This window comes from Nocardia vermiculata NBRC 100427 (assembly GCF_001613265.1).
Lineage (GTDB): Bacteria > Actinomycetota > Actinomycetes > Mycobacteriales > Mycobacteriaceae > Nocardia > Nocardia vermiculata.
Genome location: NZ_BDCA01000039.1, coordinates 13,177 through 29,959, shown reverse-complemented (window position 1 = coordinate 29,959; position 16,783 = coordinate 13,177). Strand labels below are relative to the sequence as shown.

Genomic DNA, 16,783 nt, shown 5'->3' with positions numbered 1-16,783 from the left:
GAGTGCGGGCGGATCAGGAGCGGACCATCCGGGCGATGGCGTCGGTGGCCTCCTTGATCTTGGCCTCCGCCTCCGGCCCGCCCTGCACCGCGGCATCGACCACACAGTGGCTGATGTGATCCTCGAGCAACCCCATCGCGACGGCCTGTAGCGCCTTGGTCATGGCCGAGACCTGGGTGAGAATGTCGATGCAGTACTTTTCCTCTTCGACCATGCGCTGCAGGCCACGCGACTGTCCTTCGATGCGGCGCAGGCGCTTGAGGTAATCGTCCTTGGCGGTGATGTAGCCGTGCGTGTGATGCTGGGTGTTGTTCTGGTCCTCGGTCACCGGCTCTTCCTCACTGCTGCCCGTCTCTGCATGCACGTCCACTCACGCCCGCCTTCGGTCTAATACCCCCCTAGGGTACAGGAAAGTTGCGGGATTGTCAGCGCCGGACCAGCCGATTCCGCACGTCTGCACCCCGTACGAGAGAATCGGGACCATGAGTTCGGTTCCCGGTCCCGCGCTGGCCATCATCGGCGGTAGCGGCTTCTACGACTTCTTTGGTGACGACGCGACGACCCTCGAGATCGAGACCCCGTACGGCATGCCGGCTGCGCCGATCACCGTCGGAACGGTCGAGGGGCGCCGGGTCGCCTTCCTGCCGAGGCATGGACGCAAACACGAGTACTCACCGCACACCGTGCCGTACCGGGCGAACATGTGGGCGTTGCGTTCGATCGGCGTGCGCCGGATCTTCGCGCCGTGTGCGGTCGGCAGCCTGCGAGCCGACTGGGGACCCGGCACCGTGGCAGTGCCCGATCAGCTGGTCGACCGTACTTCCGGCCGGGAGCAGACCTACTTCGACAACGGCGGCATCCACGTGTCGTTCGCCGACCCCTACTGTGCCGAGTTGCGGGCCGCGGCCGCCGCGTCGGCGGTGCCCGAACTGCCGCTGCACGACACCGCCACCATGGTGGTCGTGCAGGGACCGCGCTTCTCCACCCGGGCCGAGAGCCGCTGGTTCGCCGGGCAGGGGTGGGAACTTGTGAATATGACCGGTTATCCCGAATCGGTACTCGCCCGTGAATTGGAAATGTGCTATGCGGCAATCGCTTTGGTGACAGATCTGGATGCGGGGCTGGAATCGGGCGACGGGGTGAGCACTGCCGCGGTATTCGCCGAATTCGAACGGAACATGGTGCCGTTCAAGACATTGGTGCGTCGCGCTGTCGCCGCTGTGGACAGCGAGCAGACCTGCCCGGACTGCACCGCGCATGCCGGCGTGGCGCTGCCGTTCGAACTGCCCTGACCCGGCGGGGTTGTCAGGGGTCTCGCAGGTCGAGCCGGGCCAGGGCGAAGTGTGGGGTGGCGCTGCCCGGCCCGTAGGGGAGCGGGGATATCTCGGCATCGACGGTGATCCAGCCACCGTCGACGGCCGCGAGCCGTACCTCCGGTAGCGACCACGACGGCGCACCTTCACGAATTGCCCGGCGCGCCTCCATAATTCGAGGTAGATCATCTGGATGCGGCAGGGTGCGTTCATCGGTGTCGCCGGTCCAGTTCAGTCCCGGCACCGGCCGGCTGACCCAGCGGATCAGCCGCCCTCGGTCGGTTTCGAGCACCGCCAGATACATGCGCGGATTGCGGCTCACCAGCGTATCGACGGAGGCCGCCTCGAACGATTTCTCCTGCGGCGCCACACTTTCGGTGACATCGGCGAATACGCTGCGCCACAGATACGGCGCGGCGACCGAGTTGCGGGTACTCATCATGAGCGTGCGCAGGCCGGCGGGTGTGCGTACACACAGCTCACCGGACCATCGAGATCCCGGCACGGCGCGAGACACCACCACCGCCAGATCCAATGCCTCGTCGAAACGCTCCACGTGCTCGAACGATTCCGCCCCGACCCACACCGTGCGGTTGCGGTCGAAGGCCGCGCCCAGGCCCGCCGGGCGAATCTCGTTGCGCCGGGTGCGGGCATCCAACAAATGGGTGGCGACCGGCGGTGGCGCAGGCGGGTCGTCGTGACCCACCCACATCTGCACCGCATGCACCCGCTCATCGGGGCCCGGCAGTGTAACGGCGCGGGCGAAGCATTCCGACCAGGGATGACGGGATTTCGGCAACCGGCGTTCGACCGTCTTCCCGTGCGCCGCGGCGGCGGTGAGAATCGGCATCAGCCGCGGGGGAACGGTGCGTGCCAGTGACTTCCAGTGCCGTGGTGCGGTGTCCACACCGAGCACAGACCACGTGGTGGGAACGTCGAGTGTTTCGATCAGCAACCAGTGCCCGACGATCACGAGCGCGTCCCCTCCCGTTTCGTTCCGTAGCGGCCCTCGGCCATAGCGGTCGAATATCGCGGTCGATTATTCTGCACGTCCGACGGCCCGGCGCAGCGGCCCTGCGAACTAGGCTGGTTGCATGGAAGACCGACTGCGGCTGGAAGTCATTGTCGCCAGTGTGCGACCCGAACGCTTCGCACCGGTCGTGGCCGAATGGTTCCTGCGCACGGCCCGGTCCGAGGACGAGCTGGATATCGGGGTCATCGATCTGGCGCATACCTCGCTGCCCACCGACCTGACCTCCACTCCCGAGGTCGAGGCGTTCCGAAACCGCGTCGGTGCCGCGGACGGCTTCGTGGTCGTCACCTCAGAATACAACCACGGCTATCCTGCCGCGCTGAAGACCGCACTCGACAGTGTGAAGCGCGAATGGCGTGCGAAACCCATCGGATTCGTCGGCTACGGCGGTCTCTCCGGCGGGCTGCGTGCCATCGAGCAGTTGCGCCAGGTAGTCGCTGAGATCCACATGGTGTCGATTCGCGACACCGTCAGCTTCCACGAGGCCAAGCGCAAGTTCGACGCCGACGGAAACACCGCCGACGGTGCGGCTATCGATGCCGCCCAGCGGCTGCTACGGCAGTGGGCCTGGTGGGCGCGGCATCTGCGCGCAGCCCGCGCCGCCGATCCCTACCCGGGCTGAGGGCACCGATCCGAACCGCTGGCGAGACCGCCTGCCCGGTCGAGGGCTGAGCTCGTCGTGGCACCGTCCCGCGGCCCCGGTGCCGAGTCGGCCGCACCGTACCGGCTTGTCCACCGCGCACGATGCAGAGGTGGCCGCACCCTACTGTGCCGGTGCCGTGCCGGCCCGGATCTACCTGCGTCCGTGGGGAAGCGGGGGATGCTGCTGGGGCGGGCGCTGCTGTGGTGGTCGTGGCTGCTGCGGGTGCCGCTGTTGCGGCGGGCGCTGCTGGGGTGGGTGCTGCTGCTGAGGCGGACGGGGTTGCTGCTGCGGTGCCGGACGTCGCGAACGCGGATCGCCGATATAGGTCGTTTCCCGTGGAATCGAGACGAGCGTCAGTTCGACCTGCGTGGTGCCGGTTCGCAGCACCACGTGATTGCCGATCGCGCCGGGCTGATGGATGGACAGATCCGGCTTGGCCGCCGGCAGACTCCTCGGATCACCAGCCATGTAGATGGTGGTTACGCCGGCATGTGGGGCGGGGGCGAGCACGCCGTCTACCACTGCGGCGGTGAAGCCGGCATCGCTTTGATGCGTTTCGGCGGCGACGGCCAGCCGCTCGGGATTGCCGATGGTGGAGACCAGCTGCTCCCAGGCCTGCGGCCGGTCGGTACGGATCAGAATGCGTTCACCCACGGCCAGCGCGCGGAACACCAGCTGCTGAGCCAGGTACAGCTCACCGGCCACGTAGACCGACGAAATACCCTGGCCGACAAGCCGGATGGCGACACCGTTGCCTTCCTCGTCGGAACCGATCAGCTGACCGCAGCCCGAGGACGGCAGGTGGAGTACGCCGACCACATCGATCGGATACTGGCTCATCGGGACGGTGTGGTCCACGCCGGGCACGGCGATCGGCAGATGGGCCAGCAGGCTCTGCCGATGGCGGCCGTTCAGCGAGACCATGCCCTTGCGGGTGATCTTCTCCGGCAGCTCACGCGCGGTCAACCGCCATGCGGCCCCGATATTCACGGTGTCGGCGGTACTGCCCGGCCGCAGCCGGACTGCCACCGTGGTGCCGCGTGACGGGGCCACCCACAACTGTGCCAGCAGATCCGAACCCAATTGCTTGGGATCCACTGCGGCACCGACGTTCACGCTGTTCGCGAGCTCGGTGTAGCGCCAGCGATGGGTCAGTTCACGTGGGTCGGTGCCGCCGCTGATCTGCCAGACCGCCTTGCGAATCTCCGGTGCGGTGAGCACGCGGGACGCGCAATCGGCATCCTCGAGCGCCCGCACGATGCGCTGGGTCGCGATGGTCACTGCGCGGCCGGCGCCCTCGGTGCCACCGCCGCGCCGGGCGGCTGCTTCCGGGCAGGCCAGTGTGTCGAAACTGATTGCGAGCCATACGGTTCGGTGCGCAGTGGCGGGCAGCGGGCCGAGTAGTGATTCGTAGATCGGCCCGGCGGGCGTGCCGGAACGACTGCGGTGACCGTGGCTGATGATGTCGATGCCGGAGAGCTGGATGTCGTGCTGGGTCAGGCATTGCGCCAGCTCGGGGAGCGGCAGCAGATGCGATGCGTGCACGGTATTGCGGTCGATACGGGTCAGACCGCCCTTCGGGGGCAGTACCTCGACGACCGCGACGACTCGGCTGCCCTCCCAGTACAACCCCAGAGACTTGTCGTCCGGGCCGCGGAAGTCGACGGTGTCGCCGAGGTCGTACTGCTGCCGGGTGAAATAGCGCCACAGGGTGGCGAGCCACGAGGCGACGGTGCGCTTGCCGATCGGGATCAGCAGCAGCAATCCGGCCACGATCGCGGCCGCGAGCGCATACCAGCCCGGTACACCGACCACCAGCACGATTATGCCGACTACCAGCCCCAACGCCTGTGCGGCCAGCAGGTTCGGCAGCGAGATTCGCCCGAGAAGCGGGCGGCTGTCGGTCCCGCTGGATTCGGCCATCGTCGTCCCCCAAGTACGCGGTGTCGGCCCATATGCGGATGGCCGAGCTGAACTACAGTCCTGCTGAACTGTACTGTGTTGTGCGAACGCGAGCACTGTTCGGGGGAGGACTCATGCCTTCAAAACCCACTACGCGCTGGCAGGTGAGCGGTTATCGCTTCCTGGTCCGGCGAATGGAGCACGCCCTGGTGCGCCGGGACGTGCGAATGCTGCACGATCCGATGCGCTCACAGTCGCGGGCCTATGCCGCGGGCCTGGTCCTGGGGATCGTCGCGCTCGCCGGTTGCGGAGTGCTGGCACTGCTGAAGCCACAGGGGTCCATCGGCGACAACAAGATTCTGCTCGGCAAGGACACCGGCGCGGTATACGCCGTGATCGACGGTGTGGTGCATCCGACGCTGAACCTGGCCTCGGCGCGGCTGGCGGTCGGTGAACCCGCGAAAGCGGTGTCCATCAAGGAATCCGAGCTGTCGAAGAAGCCGCGCGGCGCGCTGATCGGTATTCCGGGTGCGCCCTCGTCGCTGAATTTCGACGGCGGTGGTAACGGTCGTGCCTGGACGATCTGCGACGAGCTGACCAACGACGGCAGCAGCGAGATGACCACCACGGTGATCGCCGGTGATCCGGTGCTGGGCACCAAGGCGGCCGAGATGCCGGGGAACGACGCCCTGCTGGTTCAGGGACGCGATGCGGCCTACCTGATCTACGACAACCAGCGGGCCCGCGTCGACATGGACGATCCGAAGGTCACCGAGGCGCTCGGTATTCGCGGGATGACGCCACGACCGATCAGCGCCGGGCTGCTCAACTCCATTCCGGAGGTGCTGCCGATCGTGCCGCCACGGATCACCGATCCCGGTGGTACTCCGACCTATTCACTGAACAATCACCGCATCGGTGACGTGGTGCACGTCGACACCAAGGACCAGTACTACGTGGTGTTGCGCGACGGTCTGCAGCCGATCTCACCGCTGACCGCGGATATCATCCGCAACTCCAACCCCACCGCGTCCCAGAATCCGGAGATCAGTCAGTTCGACAGCACCCAGGCGGCGGTGTCGAACGAGCTTGCGGTGCAGCAGTATCCGACGAAGGCGCCGACCATCGTGAATCCGAAGGACCGGCCGGTCGGCTGCCTGTCGTGGAAGCCGCTGGCCGGTGCCTCCGACAAGTCCGACGGCAGTAAGCGCGCGGAACTGTCTGTGCTGGCCGGAAGTGCGCTGCCCATCCCGGACAACAAACAGACCACACCGCTCGCACAGGCCGACGGGTCCGCCTCGAATGTGGACGCGTTCTACTCGACCCCGGGTCACGGATACTTCGTGCAGACCACCGGAATCGAGACCGACAGTCAGCGTCGCGACAGCATGTTCTTTGTCGCCGATACCGGAGTGCGCTACGGCATCAAGGACGGCGAGGCGCAGAAGGCACTCGGTATGGATGCGGAGAAGGCCACACCCGAGCTCGCCCCGTACCAGATCGTCGGCCTGCTGGCCGCGGGCCCGACGCTTGGCCGCGAAGCCGCCATGGTCGCCCACGACGGTGTAGCACCGGACCCGGAACCGGCCGACACGCTGGTGCGGTCCAAGCAGGATCAGTCGGCCCAGCAGCCGGCCAACTAAGTCGACGCGGTTCGGCTCGCGGGCTCGGAAGCCTGCGAGCCGAACCGAACCCCCTTGGCCTCCTTACCGATCAGGGTGAGGAATGCGACGATGATCAGCACCGGAACGATGGTCACGGTGAGCGCGAACGGATAGCCGTGGCTTTCGGCCAGTCGCTCCTGGATGGGCAGGTTGAGCGCGGCCAGCAGGTTGCCGAGCTGATAGGTCACTCCGGGATAGAACCCGCGAATCGCGTCCGGGGACAGCTCGGTGAGGTGCGCCGGGATCACGCCCCAGGCGCCCTGGACCATCAGTTGCATCAGGAACGAGCCCAGACACAGCATCGCGGCGGCCGTCGAATACGCGAACAGCGGGACGATCGGCAAGGCGAGCAGTGCGCAGAAGACGATGGTGTACCGGCGGCCGTACTTCTGTGACAGGCTGCCGAACACCAGGCCGCCGATGATCGCGCCGATGTTGTACACCACCGCAATCCATTTCGCGGTCGCCGAGGACAGTCCCGCGCCCCCGTTGTCGACCGCGGACAGGAAGGTCGGATAGATGTCCTGGGTGCCGTGGCTCATCCAGTTGAACGCGGTCATCAGCAGGATCAGATAGACGAAGCGGCGAATCACCATGGGATTCAGGAGCACGTCGCGCAGCGAGGTCCGGGTGACGCGCATCCGTTCGCGGCTCTCCCGCCACGCCTCCGATTCACCGACGCGGGTCCGGATTGCCAGGATGATCAGCGCCGGAATGACCGACAGTGCGAACAGCCACCGCCACGACAGTCCGAGCCAGTTCGTGACCAGCAGCGATGCCAGCGAGGCGAGCAGATATCCGAACGAGTACCCCTCCTGCAGCAGCCCGGAGAAGAACCCGCGGCGCTCGGCCGGGATCTTCTCCATCGCCAGTGCCGCCCCGAGACCCCATTCGCCGCCCATGCCGATCCCGTAGAGCATCCGAAGAATCAGCAGCACAGTGAAATTCGGCGCGAACGCGCACAGGAACCCGACCAGTGAATAGAACGCGACATTCACCATCAGCGGGAGGCGCCGGCCGATCCGGTCGGCCCAGAGTCCGAACAGCATCGCACCGACCGGCCGCATGATCAGCGTCGCGGTGGTGATGAACGCGACGTCCGCTTTGGACATGTCGAAGTCCGCCGCGATTTCGGCGTAGACGAAGACCACCAGGAAGTAGTCGAACGCATCCATCGTCCAGCCCAGCTGTGCGGCGATGAAGGAATTGCGTTGATCGGGGGTGAGACGCTGCCTACCGGCGACTGGCATAGAGGTTTCCCGCTCCTTCGTGCGATCTCGCGCGCAGGACCCGGGCAGATATGTCCTCCGCTGCCGACGATAGTGCGGGATGCGGGCCGGACGTGTCTCGATCTTGAAGACATTTCCTACCGCTAACCAGGTCATATACGTCATCTACGGCAAATCGGGCGAGCTGTAGGTCGCGGTGGAACGGCGATGAATTCGGTGTCTGTATATCGTCCCGACAGTATGAAGACGACGAACCTTGCCGAACTGTACGAGCTCGACCCGATGAACTGGTCCGCTGTCGTCGACGGCCTGGACGCCGGATTCCCGCAGGCCCCGGGGGCCGGGGGTCCCGACCGGCACACCTGCTGGCTGGCCACCCTGAACCCGGACGGCACCCCGCACGTCACGGCCGTCGGGGCGCTGTGGGCCGACGGAGCGTTCTGGTTCGAAACCGGACCGCGAACCCGCAAAGCCCGCAACGTCGCCCGGGACCCGCGCTGCACCCTGAGCGTCGCGTTGGACACCATCGACCTCAGCGTCGACGGGCACGCCGAACATGTCACCGACCCGGCCACGGTCGCCGAAATGGCCGCACTGTGGGCCGCCGAAGGCTGGCCCTGCCGTGTCGACACCTCGGGCACCGCCCTCACCGCAGAATTCAGCGCCCCCTCCGCCGGCCCGCCACCGTGGCACGTCTACCGCATCGTCCCTCGCGCCGCGACCGCCCTGTCCACGGTCGAACCGGGCGGCGCCACCCGCTGGCACTTCGACGAACCAGCCGAGTAGTTACCCGTCGCCACGCTCACCGAAGTGACGGCGGATGGGGAAGGAGGCGAGGTAACCCAGGACCGCGAGGACGGCGATGACGCCGGTGCCGATCAACGCCACATTCCGAGAGGTGTTGTCGGCGGCGGGAGCTGGAGCGGGTACCGGCATCTGCAAGCTCACCGCGGCTGCGGGTTGCTTGGGCGGAAGCTGGTTCGGGACCTGTGCGCTCAAAGCGGCGACCGGATCGACGGCGCCGTAACCGACGAACGGATTCCACCCCTCGGCGGGAGCATGCGCGGTCGCCTCGATGCGTTTGATGACATCGATGGCGCTCAGCTGCGGGAAGCGCTCGCGTACCAGTGCCGCCACACCGGCGACATAGGGTGCGGCGAAACTGGTCCCGGAGATGGGTTCGACTTTGCCCTGCTGGTCCACCTTTCCGACCGCAGTGCCCTTGCTTTTCGGATCGTCCCAATGCGGATCGAGCGAGGTCAGTTGCTCACCGGGTGCCGCGACTCCGACCCACGGGCCGGGAACCGTGAACGACGAGGGCTGACCGTTGTCGTCGACCGAGCCCACCGAAAGGACGAAGTCGTCCCATCGGGCCGGAGAGACATTCATATTGACCTTGGACCACGGATCGGCGGTCGGATCCAGGGGGTCGATGACCGGATTGGTGCCCTTGCATTTGTCGTTGTTCCCCGCGGCGGTCACGACGACGACATTCTTCTCGACTGCTGCGTATCGCACCGCGGCGCCGAGGGCGGCGTCGGGAAGGTCTCCCGACTTGCACGCGACCTCGGACATGTTGATGACCGTGGCGCCCATATCTGCGGCGTGGCGCACGGCCTGCGCGAGTGTGGTCGTGGTGCCGTATCCGTCGGGCATGGCGTCCGGCGGTTTGTCGCGTCCGGCGCCCTTCTTCTGGAAGTAGCTCGAAGTCTGACGGATGCTGAGGATGCGCGCTTGTGGCGCAACACCCGCAAAGCCCTGCCCGGGGACCTCGGTCGCGCCGATGATGCCCGCGACGAAGGTTCCGTGGGCATCGCAGTCGCTCGTCCCGTCGGAAGACGACACATAGTCGCCCCCGGCGATCAGGCCCGGAAGACGCGGATGGGGTGCCACGCCGGTATCGATCACGGCAACCAACTGGCCTGCGCCGCGCGCGAAGTGCCATGCCTTGTCGAGTTCGAGACTGCGCTGGGCGGTGGGAACCGTGGGCCCGTCGCCGCCCGTACTGGTGCTGGCGCAGGGTGAATTCGGGGGTTGCTCCGTCTGGTCGGGTGGTGCGGGAGTGCCGTCGGCCGGCAACACTCCCGGATTCACGACCGGCTTGTCCGCCACTGCGGCACCCGCGCCGGTCGACACGCTCAATCCCAGCACCGCGGCGACAGCTGCGATTCGAACCGCCTTGCGCCCGAATGTATTCGGCTTCATGCCGGGCTCAGAGTGCTCGGACGAGCGTGTACAGCTCGGCAACCCAGAACACCAGCGGCACCACGGCGGCCACGAAGGCGTACTCCAGCAGTTCGACCGCGCGGCGCATCGGCGGTGTCGCCGACTGGTTCGGCACGATGATGCCCAGGATCAGCGCGGCGATCAGCATCACCATCGCGGCACCGAAGATCGCGAGTGGCTGTTCGACCGTGAAGGCGGCGCCGATCATCATCAGCAGCAGGATCGCGGCGCCACCCGACACCAGGGTCACGGCCAGTTCGGCGCTGACGTAGGTGCGGCTGCGGAACATCAGTACCGCTGCGGCGACCAAGGCCAGAGCGATGCCGGGCCAGTACGGGCTGTCGGCCGACGGGTCGGTGGCGGTCAGCATGCCGACGACGGTCACGAGGGTGGTCGCACCGACCAATCCGGCCAGATACATCCGTGCGCGTTCGGATTTCGTGCGCAGCGCATCCATGGTGGGCAGCGCGCGGTGGTCGTCGGGGTCTTCCTCGGTCGGATCGATCGGAGTGCCGGGGGAGGGCACCGGCGGCAACGGAAGTTTCGACAGCAGCATCGATACGCGCGGCGCCATCGACAGCGCTGCCAGCGCCAGCGCACCGGCCACACCGCCGATCGCCTTGACCGGCTGGTCGGTGACCAATCCGACCAGCGCGGCCGGTACCGCGAAAACGGAAAGCGTTGTGGCGCCGATGAACAGCGTCAGCCCCACGCCACTGACCCGCCACGCGAGCACTGCGGTGGCGCCGAGGAGAACCGAACCGAGCAGCAGATTCGCCCAGCCGTAATGGTCCGGGACCAGCAGCATCCCGGCGGCGAATGCGCTGGGTAGCGCGCAGCCGCCGAAGATCAGTGCGGAGGCGGTATCGCCGTACATCCGGCTCATCACGGTGCCTGCCACGACCAGCAGGATGGTGAGGACTGCGGCGACGGAGCCGGTGATCCAGCCGGGCATCGCATCCGGTGCGGCCAGCAGGCCCACGCATCCGGCGAGCATGGTCAAGACGGCGATGATCGAGCCCGTGATGCGCGCGAGCCGTGGTGACCAGCTACGGAAGTGGTCGGTGTCGGCGATCGCGACGTTGTACATGATGTCGTCGAACAGCGGACTGGGCGCCACATGATCGGCGCTCTCCAGCATCAGCAGTTCGCCGTCGCGCACTCCTTGCTCGCCGAGGCTCAGCGAGTTGGAGAACGGCGGCTGGCCGATCCGGGCCAGCACCCATTCGGCGGGCTGGAACTGTTCACCGCTGTTGTCGAAATCGTTGGTGCGGCTGTGCTGAGCCACCATGTCGACGACACTGGGGATTACCAGCGCTACCGGCACGTCGACCGGAATAGCCATATCGACCTGCGTGTGCTTGGCCAGAATTGTCACCCGTGCCAGATCGGGTGCCCGGACGATTCCGCGGCTCGAATCCTCTTCGATGTGGTCCAGTCGCGCGTGCGTCACGCTTCCCCCAACTCCGTCTCTACCTCGTGTTTCCGCATACGCTCCGGTTTGCGGTCGCGCAGGGCCTCCGTGCAGAATGCTGCTCGAACTGTACGACATGTCGGCCGCTGCCTCTACACTGAGTCCGCAGTACAGCCGCCGAAGGGGGATCTTCCGAGGATGAGCACAGTCAGGTTCCAGCGGCGTGCGCGCCGGGAGGTTCCGCGGTCACCCGGTGGCGAAGTCACCCTGCAGCCGCCGCCCGAGATCCCCCGCGCCGTCCCGGGCAGTCTGCTGAGCAAGCTGATGCCTGTGGTCATGATCGTCGGTATGGGCGGCATGATGGCCCTGATGTTCACGCGTGGTGGCGGTATCGCCTCCAACCCGATGAGCATGATGTTCCCAATGATGATGATCTTCTCCATGGTCGGCATGTTCGCCGGTCAGGGCGGTAAAGGTCAGAAGTCCGCGGAAGCGAACGAGGACCGTAAGGACTACCTGCGTTACCTCGACCAGGTGCGCAAGGACGTCGACGAGACCGCGACGCAGCAGCGTTCCGCGGTGGAGTGGAGCCATCCCGAGCCGGGCCTGATCTGGATGCTGGCCGGCACCAGCCGGATGTGGGAACGGCGGCCCGGTGACAAGGACTTCTGCCACGCGCGAATCGGCTTGGGGGGTCAGCGCCTTGCCACCCGTCTCGTGTCCCCGGAGACCGGGCCGGTGGAGGAACTCGAACCCATCGCGGCGGTATCGCTGCGCCGGTTCGTGCGCACCCATTCCACGGTGCCGGATCTGCCGACCGCCATTGCGGTCAAGGGTTTCGCCACCATCCAGCTCAACGGTGATCGTGCCCAGGCCCGCGATATGGCGCGCGCGATGTTGTTGCAGCTGTGCATGTTTCAGGCCCCCGATCAAGTACTGGCGGCCGTCGTCTGTGGGGCGGACACCGCCGCGGAGTGGGAATGGACCAAGTGGCTGCCACACACCCAGCATCCCGAGTCCCAGGACGGCATCGGCACCGAGCGGATGGTCTACGGATCCATCCGTGAACTGGCCGACGGCCTGAACCCATTGCTGCACAACCGGGTTCGTTACTCACGCAATCAGCCCGCGAATCAGAACCTGGTGCACGTCGTCATCGTCGTCGACGGCGGTCTGCTCGAAGCCGAAGAGGATTCGCTGCGGGAATCCGGCTACGAAGGTGTCACCATCATCGACCTGTGCAGCTACGCGCCGCGCTTGGCGGTGTCGCGGGGTATTCAGATGGTGGTCGAGAACGGCGAATGCGTCGGCCGTGGTGCGACCGGCAATATGGAGCGCTTCGCCCTCATCGACCGGATCAGCGCGCGTCAGGGCGAACAGGTCGCCCGCCGTTTGGCCCCGTTCCGGGTCGCGCCGGTGCAGCGTGGCGGCGAGGCCGTCATCGAAGAGAACGTCGAGGTCATCAATTCCTGGGCGCAGCTCATGGGCTTGGGCGACATCGGCACCTTCAACCCGGAAACCGGCTGGAAGCCGCGCTACGGCCGCGAGCGGCTGCGGGTCCCGTTCGGTGTCGGTGCCGACGGGTTGCCGGTCTACCTGGATATCAAGGAGGCCGCCGAGGGCGGTACCGGCCCGCACGGCCTGTGCATCGGTGCGACCGGTTCCGGTAAATCGGAATTCCTTCGCACCCTGGTGCTTTCGATGCTGGCCACGCATTCGCCGGATCAGCTGAATCTGGTTCTGGTCGACTTCAAGGGTGGTGCGACCTTCCTCGGTCTGGACAGCGCACCGCATGTCGCGGCCGTCATCACCAACCTGGAGGAAGAGGCCGACCTCGTCGATCGTATGAAGGACGCGCTGGAAGGCGAGATGAATCGCCGCCAGGAAGTCCTGCGCGACAAGGGCAATTTCGCCAATGTCCTCGAATACGAGAAGGCCCGCGCCGCGGGCGCCGATCTGGACCCGCTGCCGGCGCTGTTCGTGGTGCTCGACGAGTTCTCCGAACTGCTGGCCAAGCATCCGGATTTCGCGGAACTGTTCGTGATGATCGGCCGCCTGGGCCGCTCACTGCAGGTTCATCTGCTGCTGGCATCACAGCGCCTCGAAGAGGGCAAGCTCAAGGGCCTGGAATCACATCTGTCCTATCGCATCGGCCTGAAAACCTTCTCCGCCAACGAGTCCCGCCAGGTCCTCGGCGTCCCCGACGCCTACAACCTGCCGAGCTCACCCGGCGGCGGCTATCTGAAGACCAACTCCGGCGAGATCCAGCGCTTCCAAGCCTCCTACGTATCCGGCGCCTACGTCGGCGGCGGTCCCCAGCGCGAGGTCACCCAGGCCGGCATCGTCGGCGGCGAGATCGACATCAACGCCCGCCTCTTCAAGGCCGACCACGTGGAATTCCGCGACAGCGACCGCATCCCACTCCCTCCCGAGCCGAGCATCGTGCTGGAGGAAGAGAAATCCGACGAGAGCGCGGAGAAGGTCTCCAACCTGGACATGCTGGTCACCCGCATCGAGGGGCACGGACGCGACGCCCACCAGATCTGGTTGCCGCCACTCTCCGAGGCGCCGACTCTCGACCAGCTCATCCAGCGCTCGGTCCTTACCGGTGACTACGGCCCGGTGGCGAGCCTGCGTGCGATCTTCGGCACCGTCGACCGTCCCCGCGAACAGCGTCGCGATCCGATGGTCGTCGATTTGTCGGGCGCACACGGCAATGTCGCGATAGTCGGTGGCCCGCAGTCGGGTAAATCCACTGCACTGCGCTCGTTGATCATGGGCCTGTCCATGATGCACACCGCCGAGCAGGTGCAGTTCTACTGCCTCGATTTCGGTGGTGGCACCCTGACGGCGCTGGAGGGCCTGCCGCACGTCGGTTCGGTGGCCGGCCGTCTGGACGTGGACAAGGTGCGTCGCACCGTCTCCGAGGTCAGCACCATCGTGCGCCAGCGTGAACTGCGCTTCCGGCAACTCGGTGTCGAATCGATGGCGGACTTCCGTCGACTGCGCGGAACCGACCCGGCCAGTAGTCCCGCGGCGGCCGGAGCCCACGAGGATCCGTTCGGCGACGTCTTTCTCGTGGTCGATGGGTTCGGTTCCATCCGCCAGGATTTCGATGCCCTCGAACAGCCGATCATGAATCTCGCCAACCAAGGTTTGTCCTACGGCGTGCATGTGATGATCGCCCTGAATGCTTGGCGTGAAGCGCGTCCCGCGCTCAAGGACCAGATCCGTTCCCGTATCGAACTCTGCCTCGGTGACCCCATGGACTCCGACCTGGGGCGCAAGGTTGCCGCGTTGGTACCGCAGGGCCGCCCCGGCCGCGGTATGACGTCGGACGCGAAACATATGCTCACGGCATTGCCACGCACGGACGGAAATTCGAATCCGGAAACATTGGGTGCAGGTGTGGCGGACGCGGTGCAACGCATTGCCGCCGCGACTCCCGGCCGTCCTGCGCCACAGGTGCGTATGCTGCCGGAAATTCTGCATCGCGACGATCTGTTGCATAACGTTCTGGGTGGTTGGCCCGGGCAGGTGGATCAGTACACGAAGAATATCCAGATCCCGATCGGCCTGAACGAAGCCGAGCTTGCGCCGGTATTCCTCAACCTGGCCGAGCAACCGCATGTGTTGATCTTCGGCGACACCGAATGCGGTAAGACCAACGTGCTGCGCAACATCATTCACAACATCGTTGCCGCCAATACTCCCGAGAATGCCAAACTGATTATCGGCGACTACCGCCGTACCTTGCTGGGGGTAGTCGAAGGTCGACATGTGGCGGGTTATGCTCCATCCGCCGAGATGCTCGAGGCCATGATGCGCGACCTGACCGGTGTGCTGAAGGGGCGTATGCCCGGTCCCGACATCACGCAGCAACAGTTGCGCGATCGATCGTGGTGGTCCGGTCCCGAGGTCTATGTCATCGTCGACGACTACGACCTGGTATCTACGCCGTCGGGTAACCCGCTGTCCATACTCACCGAATATCTGGCGCAGGCCAAGGACATCGGCTTCCACCTGATCATCGCTCGACGTTCAGGAGGCGCGTCGCGGGCGTTGTACGAGCCGCTGATCGGCCGTATGAAGGACATCGGAACCATCGGCCTGATGATGAGTGGCAGTCGCGATGAGGGCGCGTTGCTCGGCAACGTGCGGCTCAGCGAAATGCCGCCCGGGCGAGGAACGCTCGTCTCACGCGCTGGGAACAGCCTGGTACAGACGGCCTGGGCCGCGCCACCGGTATGACGGGTCGCGGCGCGGAATCGGCATACGGTGTGGCTCAGGTCATCACCGCCGATCACCGTGAAAAGCCGAAAGGCGCTGGCAATTCCGGGCAGAAGATGGCAGGCTCGGAAACCGGACAACATGCCGACCTGCCGCGTACCATTCGTAAGGATGCTTCCTGGGGTCGTCACCGGCCGGCCGGAACGCGGTGCTTGGGGGCACGAAGCTCACCGTTGAGCGGAAGCGGCCGCCGGTGCACGCGGTATGTGCGCGATGAGAGGGGGAGGTGCAAGACATTCACACCGCAGGCGAGTGCGCCATGCGATCGCTGTCGATCTGCGCCGATGCGCGGGAAATGACTATGGAACCGTGGACGCATTTCGTGCGTCCAAACAGATAGCAGGAACATTCCTCGCCGCAGGCCGCGGCGACCGAGAGAAGGAGCCCAGATGCCCTTTCACGCCGAACATGCGGAGCTCGTGAAGTTCGTCAACGATATGAAAACCCAGCACGACATTATCGGTGACCGGATCCAGAAGGCGCATATGCATGCGCAGAGCCTTCAGGGGCCGACCTTTCAGGGTGGCGCAGGCAAAGCGTTCCAGAGCACATTCGAACAGTTCCTGACCTCGGCGAACAAGATGAACGAGGCGCTTATGAAGAACTCCGAGAATCTCAAGAGTGCCGGCGATCAGTATGCGCAGATGGAAGAGGGCAACCTGTCCACCCTGCAGAAGACCGCCGACACTTTGAACTGGGCCTGACAGCTCAATTCCAGCATCTTGCCTTCGAAAGACTCAGAGGAGACACGCAATGAGCGATTTCGGTGAAATTTCCTACGACTTCGGTGCGATCAACGATGCAGGCACCGGTATCAAGTCCGAGGCCATGCAGATCACTTCCGCGCTCGAGGATATGGAGAGGAATTTCCAGAACTTCATTACGACGCACTGGACGGGCAGTGACGCGGCCGATGCCTTCAACAGCGTTCAGCAGAACTGGCGACAGCAGTCGGATGAGCTCAGCGCTTCGCTGGCGCAGCTCGGTGCCCATACTGTTGGCGCCGGCGATGAAATGAAGGGCGCCGATGTCCTCGCTGCCAAGCTGATCGCGGGCGGCTGATCCACCC

The 16,783-nt window shown here is 65.6% G+C and carries 13 protein-coding genes; 7 read left to right on the top strand and 6 right to left on the bottom strand.

Annotated elements, in window-relative coordinates; translation table 11 throughout:
* Positions 1 to 13 precede the first annotated feature (13 nt).
* Positions 14 to 328 (bottom strand): metal-sensitive transcriptional regulator, encoded by a 315-nt coding sequence (locus tag NV2_RS27785; protein WP_067880966.1) that lies wholly within the window; start codon positions 326 to 328, stop codon positions 14 to 16.
* 154 nt (positions 329 to 482) lie between these two features.
* Between NV2_RS27785 and NV2_RS27780 the strand changes: the two genes are divergently transcribed.
* On the top strand, positions 483 to 1,292 hold the full coding sequence (locus tag NV2_RS27780; protein ID WP_067880907.1) for an S-methyl-5'-thioadenosine phosphorylase: 810 nt from the start codon (positions 483 to 485) through the stop codon (positions 1,290 to 1,292).
* Between the two features lie 13 nt (positions 1,293 to 1,305).
* Here the strand turns inward: NV2_RS27780 and NV2_RS27775 are convergent, their stop codons facing one another.
* Positions 1,306 to 2,286, bottom strand: coding sequence for a GAF domain-containing protein (locus NV2_RS27775; RefSeq protein WP_067880904.1), 981 nt, complete (start codon positions 2,284 to 2,286; stop codon positions 1,306 to 1,308).
* Positions 2,287 to 2,407: 121 nt separating this feature from the next.
* On the opposite strand from NV2_RS27775, the gene NV2_RS27770 reads away from it, so the two are divergent.
* Complete coding sequence (locus NV2_RS27770; protein WP_067880901.1) at positions 2,408 to 2,968, top strand: NADPH-dependent FMN reductase; 561 nt, start codon at positions 2,408 to 2,410, stop codon at positions 2,966 to 2,968.
* A gap of 171 nt (positions 2,969 to 3,139) precedes the next feature.
* On the opposite strand, the gene eccE is transcribed toward NV2_RS27770, so the two are convergent.
* Entirely contained in the window at positions 3,140 to 4,912 is a 1,773-nt protein-coding gene (gene eccE / locus NV2_RS27765; RefSeq protein ID WP_084475595.1) for a type VII secretion protein EccE, read from the bottom strand.
* 113 nt (positions 4,913 to 5,025) lie between these two features.
* Here eccE and eccB point away from each other — a divergent pair, with 113 nt between their 5' ends.
* The gene (gene eccB, locus NV2_RS27760) at positions 5,026 to 6,534 is read left to right on the top strand and encodes a type VII secretion protein EccB (protein WP_067880963.1); all 1,509 of its coding nucleotides are present in this window, start codon (positions 5,026 to 5,028) and stop codon (positions 6,532 to 6,534) included.
* On the opposite strand, the gene NV2_RS27755 is transcribed toward eccB, so the two are convergent.
* Positions 6,531 to 7,805 (bottom strand): MFS transporter, encoded by a 1,275-nt coding sequence (locus NV2_RS27755; RefSeq protein WP_067880898.1) that lies wholly within the window; start codon positions 7,803 to 7,805, stop codon positions 6,531 to 6,533. The genes eccB and NV2_RS27755 overlap by 4 nt on opposite strands.
* A 219-nt stretch (positions 7,806 to 8,024) precedes the next feature.
* Between NV2_RS27755 and NV2_RS27750 the strand changes: the two genes are divergently transcribed.
* Positions 8,025 to 8,570: a pyridoxamine 5'-phosphate oxidase family protein gene (locus tag NV2_RS27750; protein ID WP_067880895.1), complete on the top strand. Its 546-nt coding sequence runs from the start codon at positions 8,025 to 8,027 to the stop codon at positions 8,568 to 8,570.
* Here the strand turns inward: NV2_RS27750 and mycP are convergent, their stop codons facing one another.
* Both mycP and eccD read right to left on the bottom strand, forming a co-directional pair.
* Complete coding sequence (mycP, locus tag NV2_RS27745) at positions 8,571 to 9,989, bottom strand: type VII secretion-associated serine protease mycosin (protein ID WP_067880892.1); 1,419 nt, start codon at positions 9,987 to 9,989, stop codon at positions 8,571 to 8,573. It lies immediately after the preceding gene.
* Between the two features lie 7 nt (positions 9,990 to 9,996).
* The gene (gene eccD / locus NV2_RS27740; RefSeq protein WP_067880890.1) at positions 9,997 to 11,463 is read right to left on the bottom strand and encodes a type VII secretion integral membrane protein EccD; all 1,467 of its coding nucleotides are present in this window, start codon (positions 11,461 to 11,463) and stop codon (positions 9,997 to 9,999) included.
* Between the two features lie 159 nt (positions 11,464 to 11,622).
* On the opposite strand from eccD, the gene eccCa reads away from it, so the two are divergent.
* The 3 genes from eccCa (at position 11,623) to NV2_RS27725 (ending at position 16,776) form a co-directional block, all read left to right on the top strand.
* A complete protein-coding gene (gene eccCa, locus NV2_RS27735; RefSeq protein ID WP_067880887.1) occupies positions 11,623 to 15,675 on the top strand; it encodes a type VII secretion protein EccCa in 4,053 nt (1,350 codons plus the stop codon).
* 428 nt (positions 15,676 to 16,103) lie between these two features.
* Positions 16,104 to 16,418, top strand: coding sequence for a WXG100 family type VII secretion target (locus NV2_RS27730; RefSeq protein ID WP_067880884.1), 315 nt, complete (start codon positions 16,104 to 16,106; stop codon positions 16,416 to 16,418).
* 49 nt (positions 16,419 to 16,467) lie between these two features.
* Complete coding sequence (locus tag NV2_RS27725) at positions 16,468 to 16,776, top strand: WXG100 family type VII secretion target (protein WP_067880881.1); 309 nt, start codon at positions 16,468 to 16,470, stop codon at positions 16,774 to 16,776.
* Positions 16,777 to 16,783: the final 7 nt, after the last annotated feature.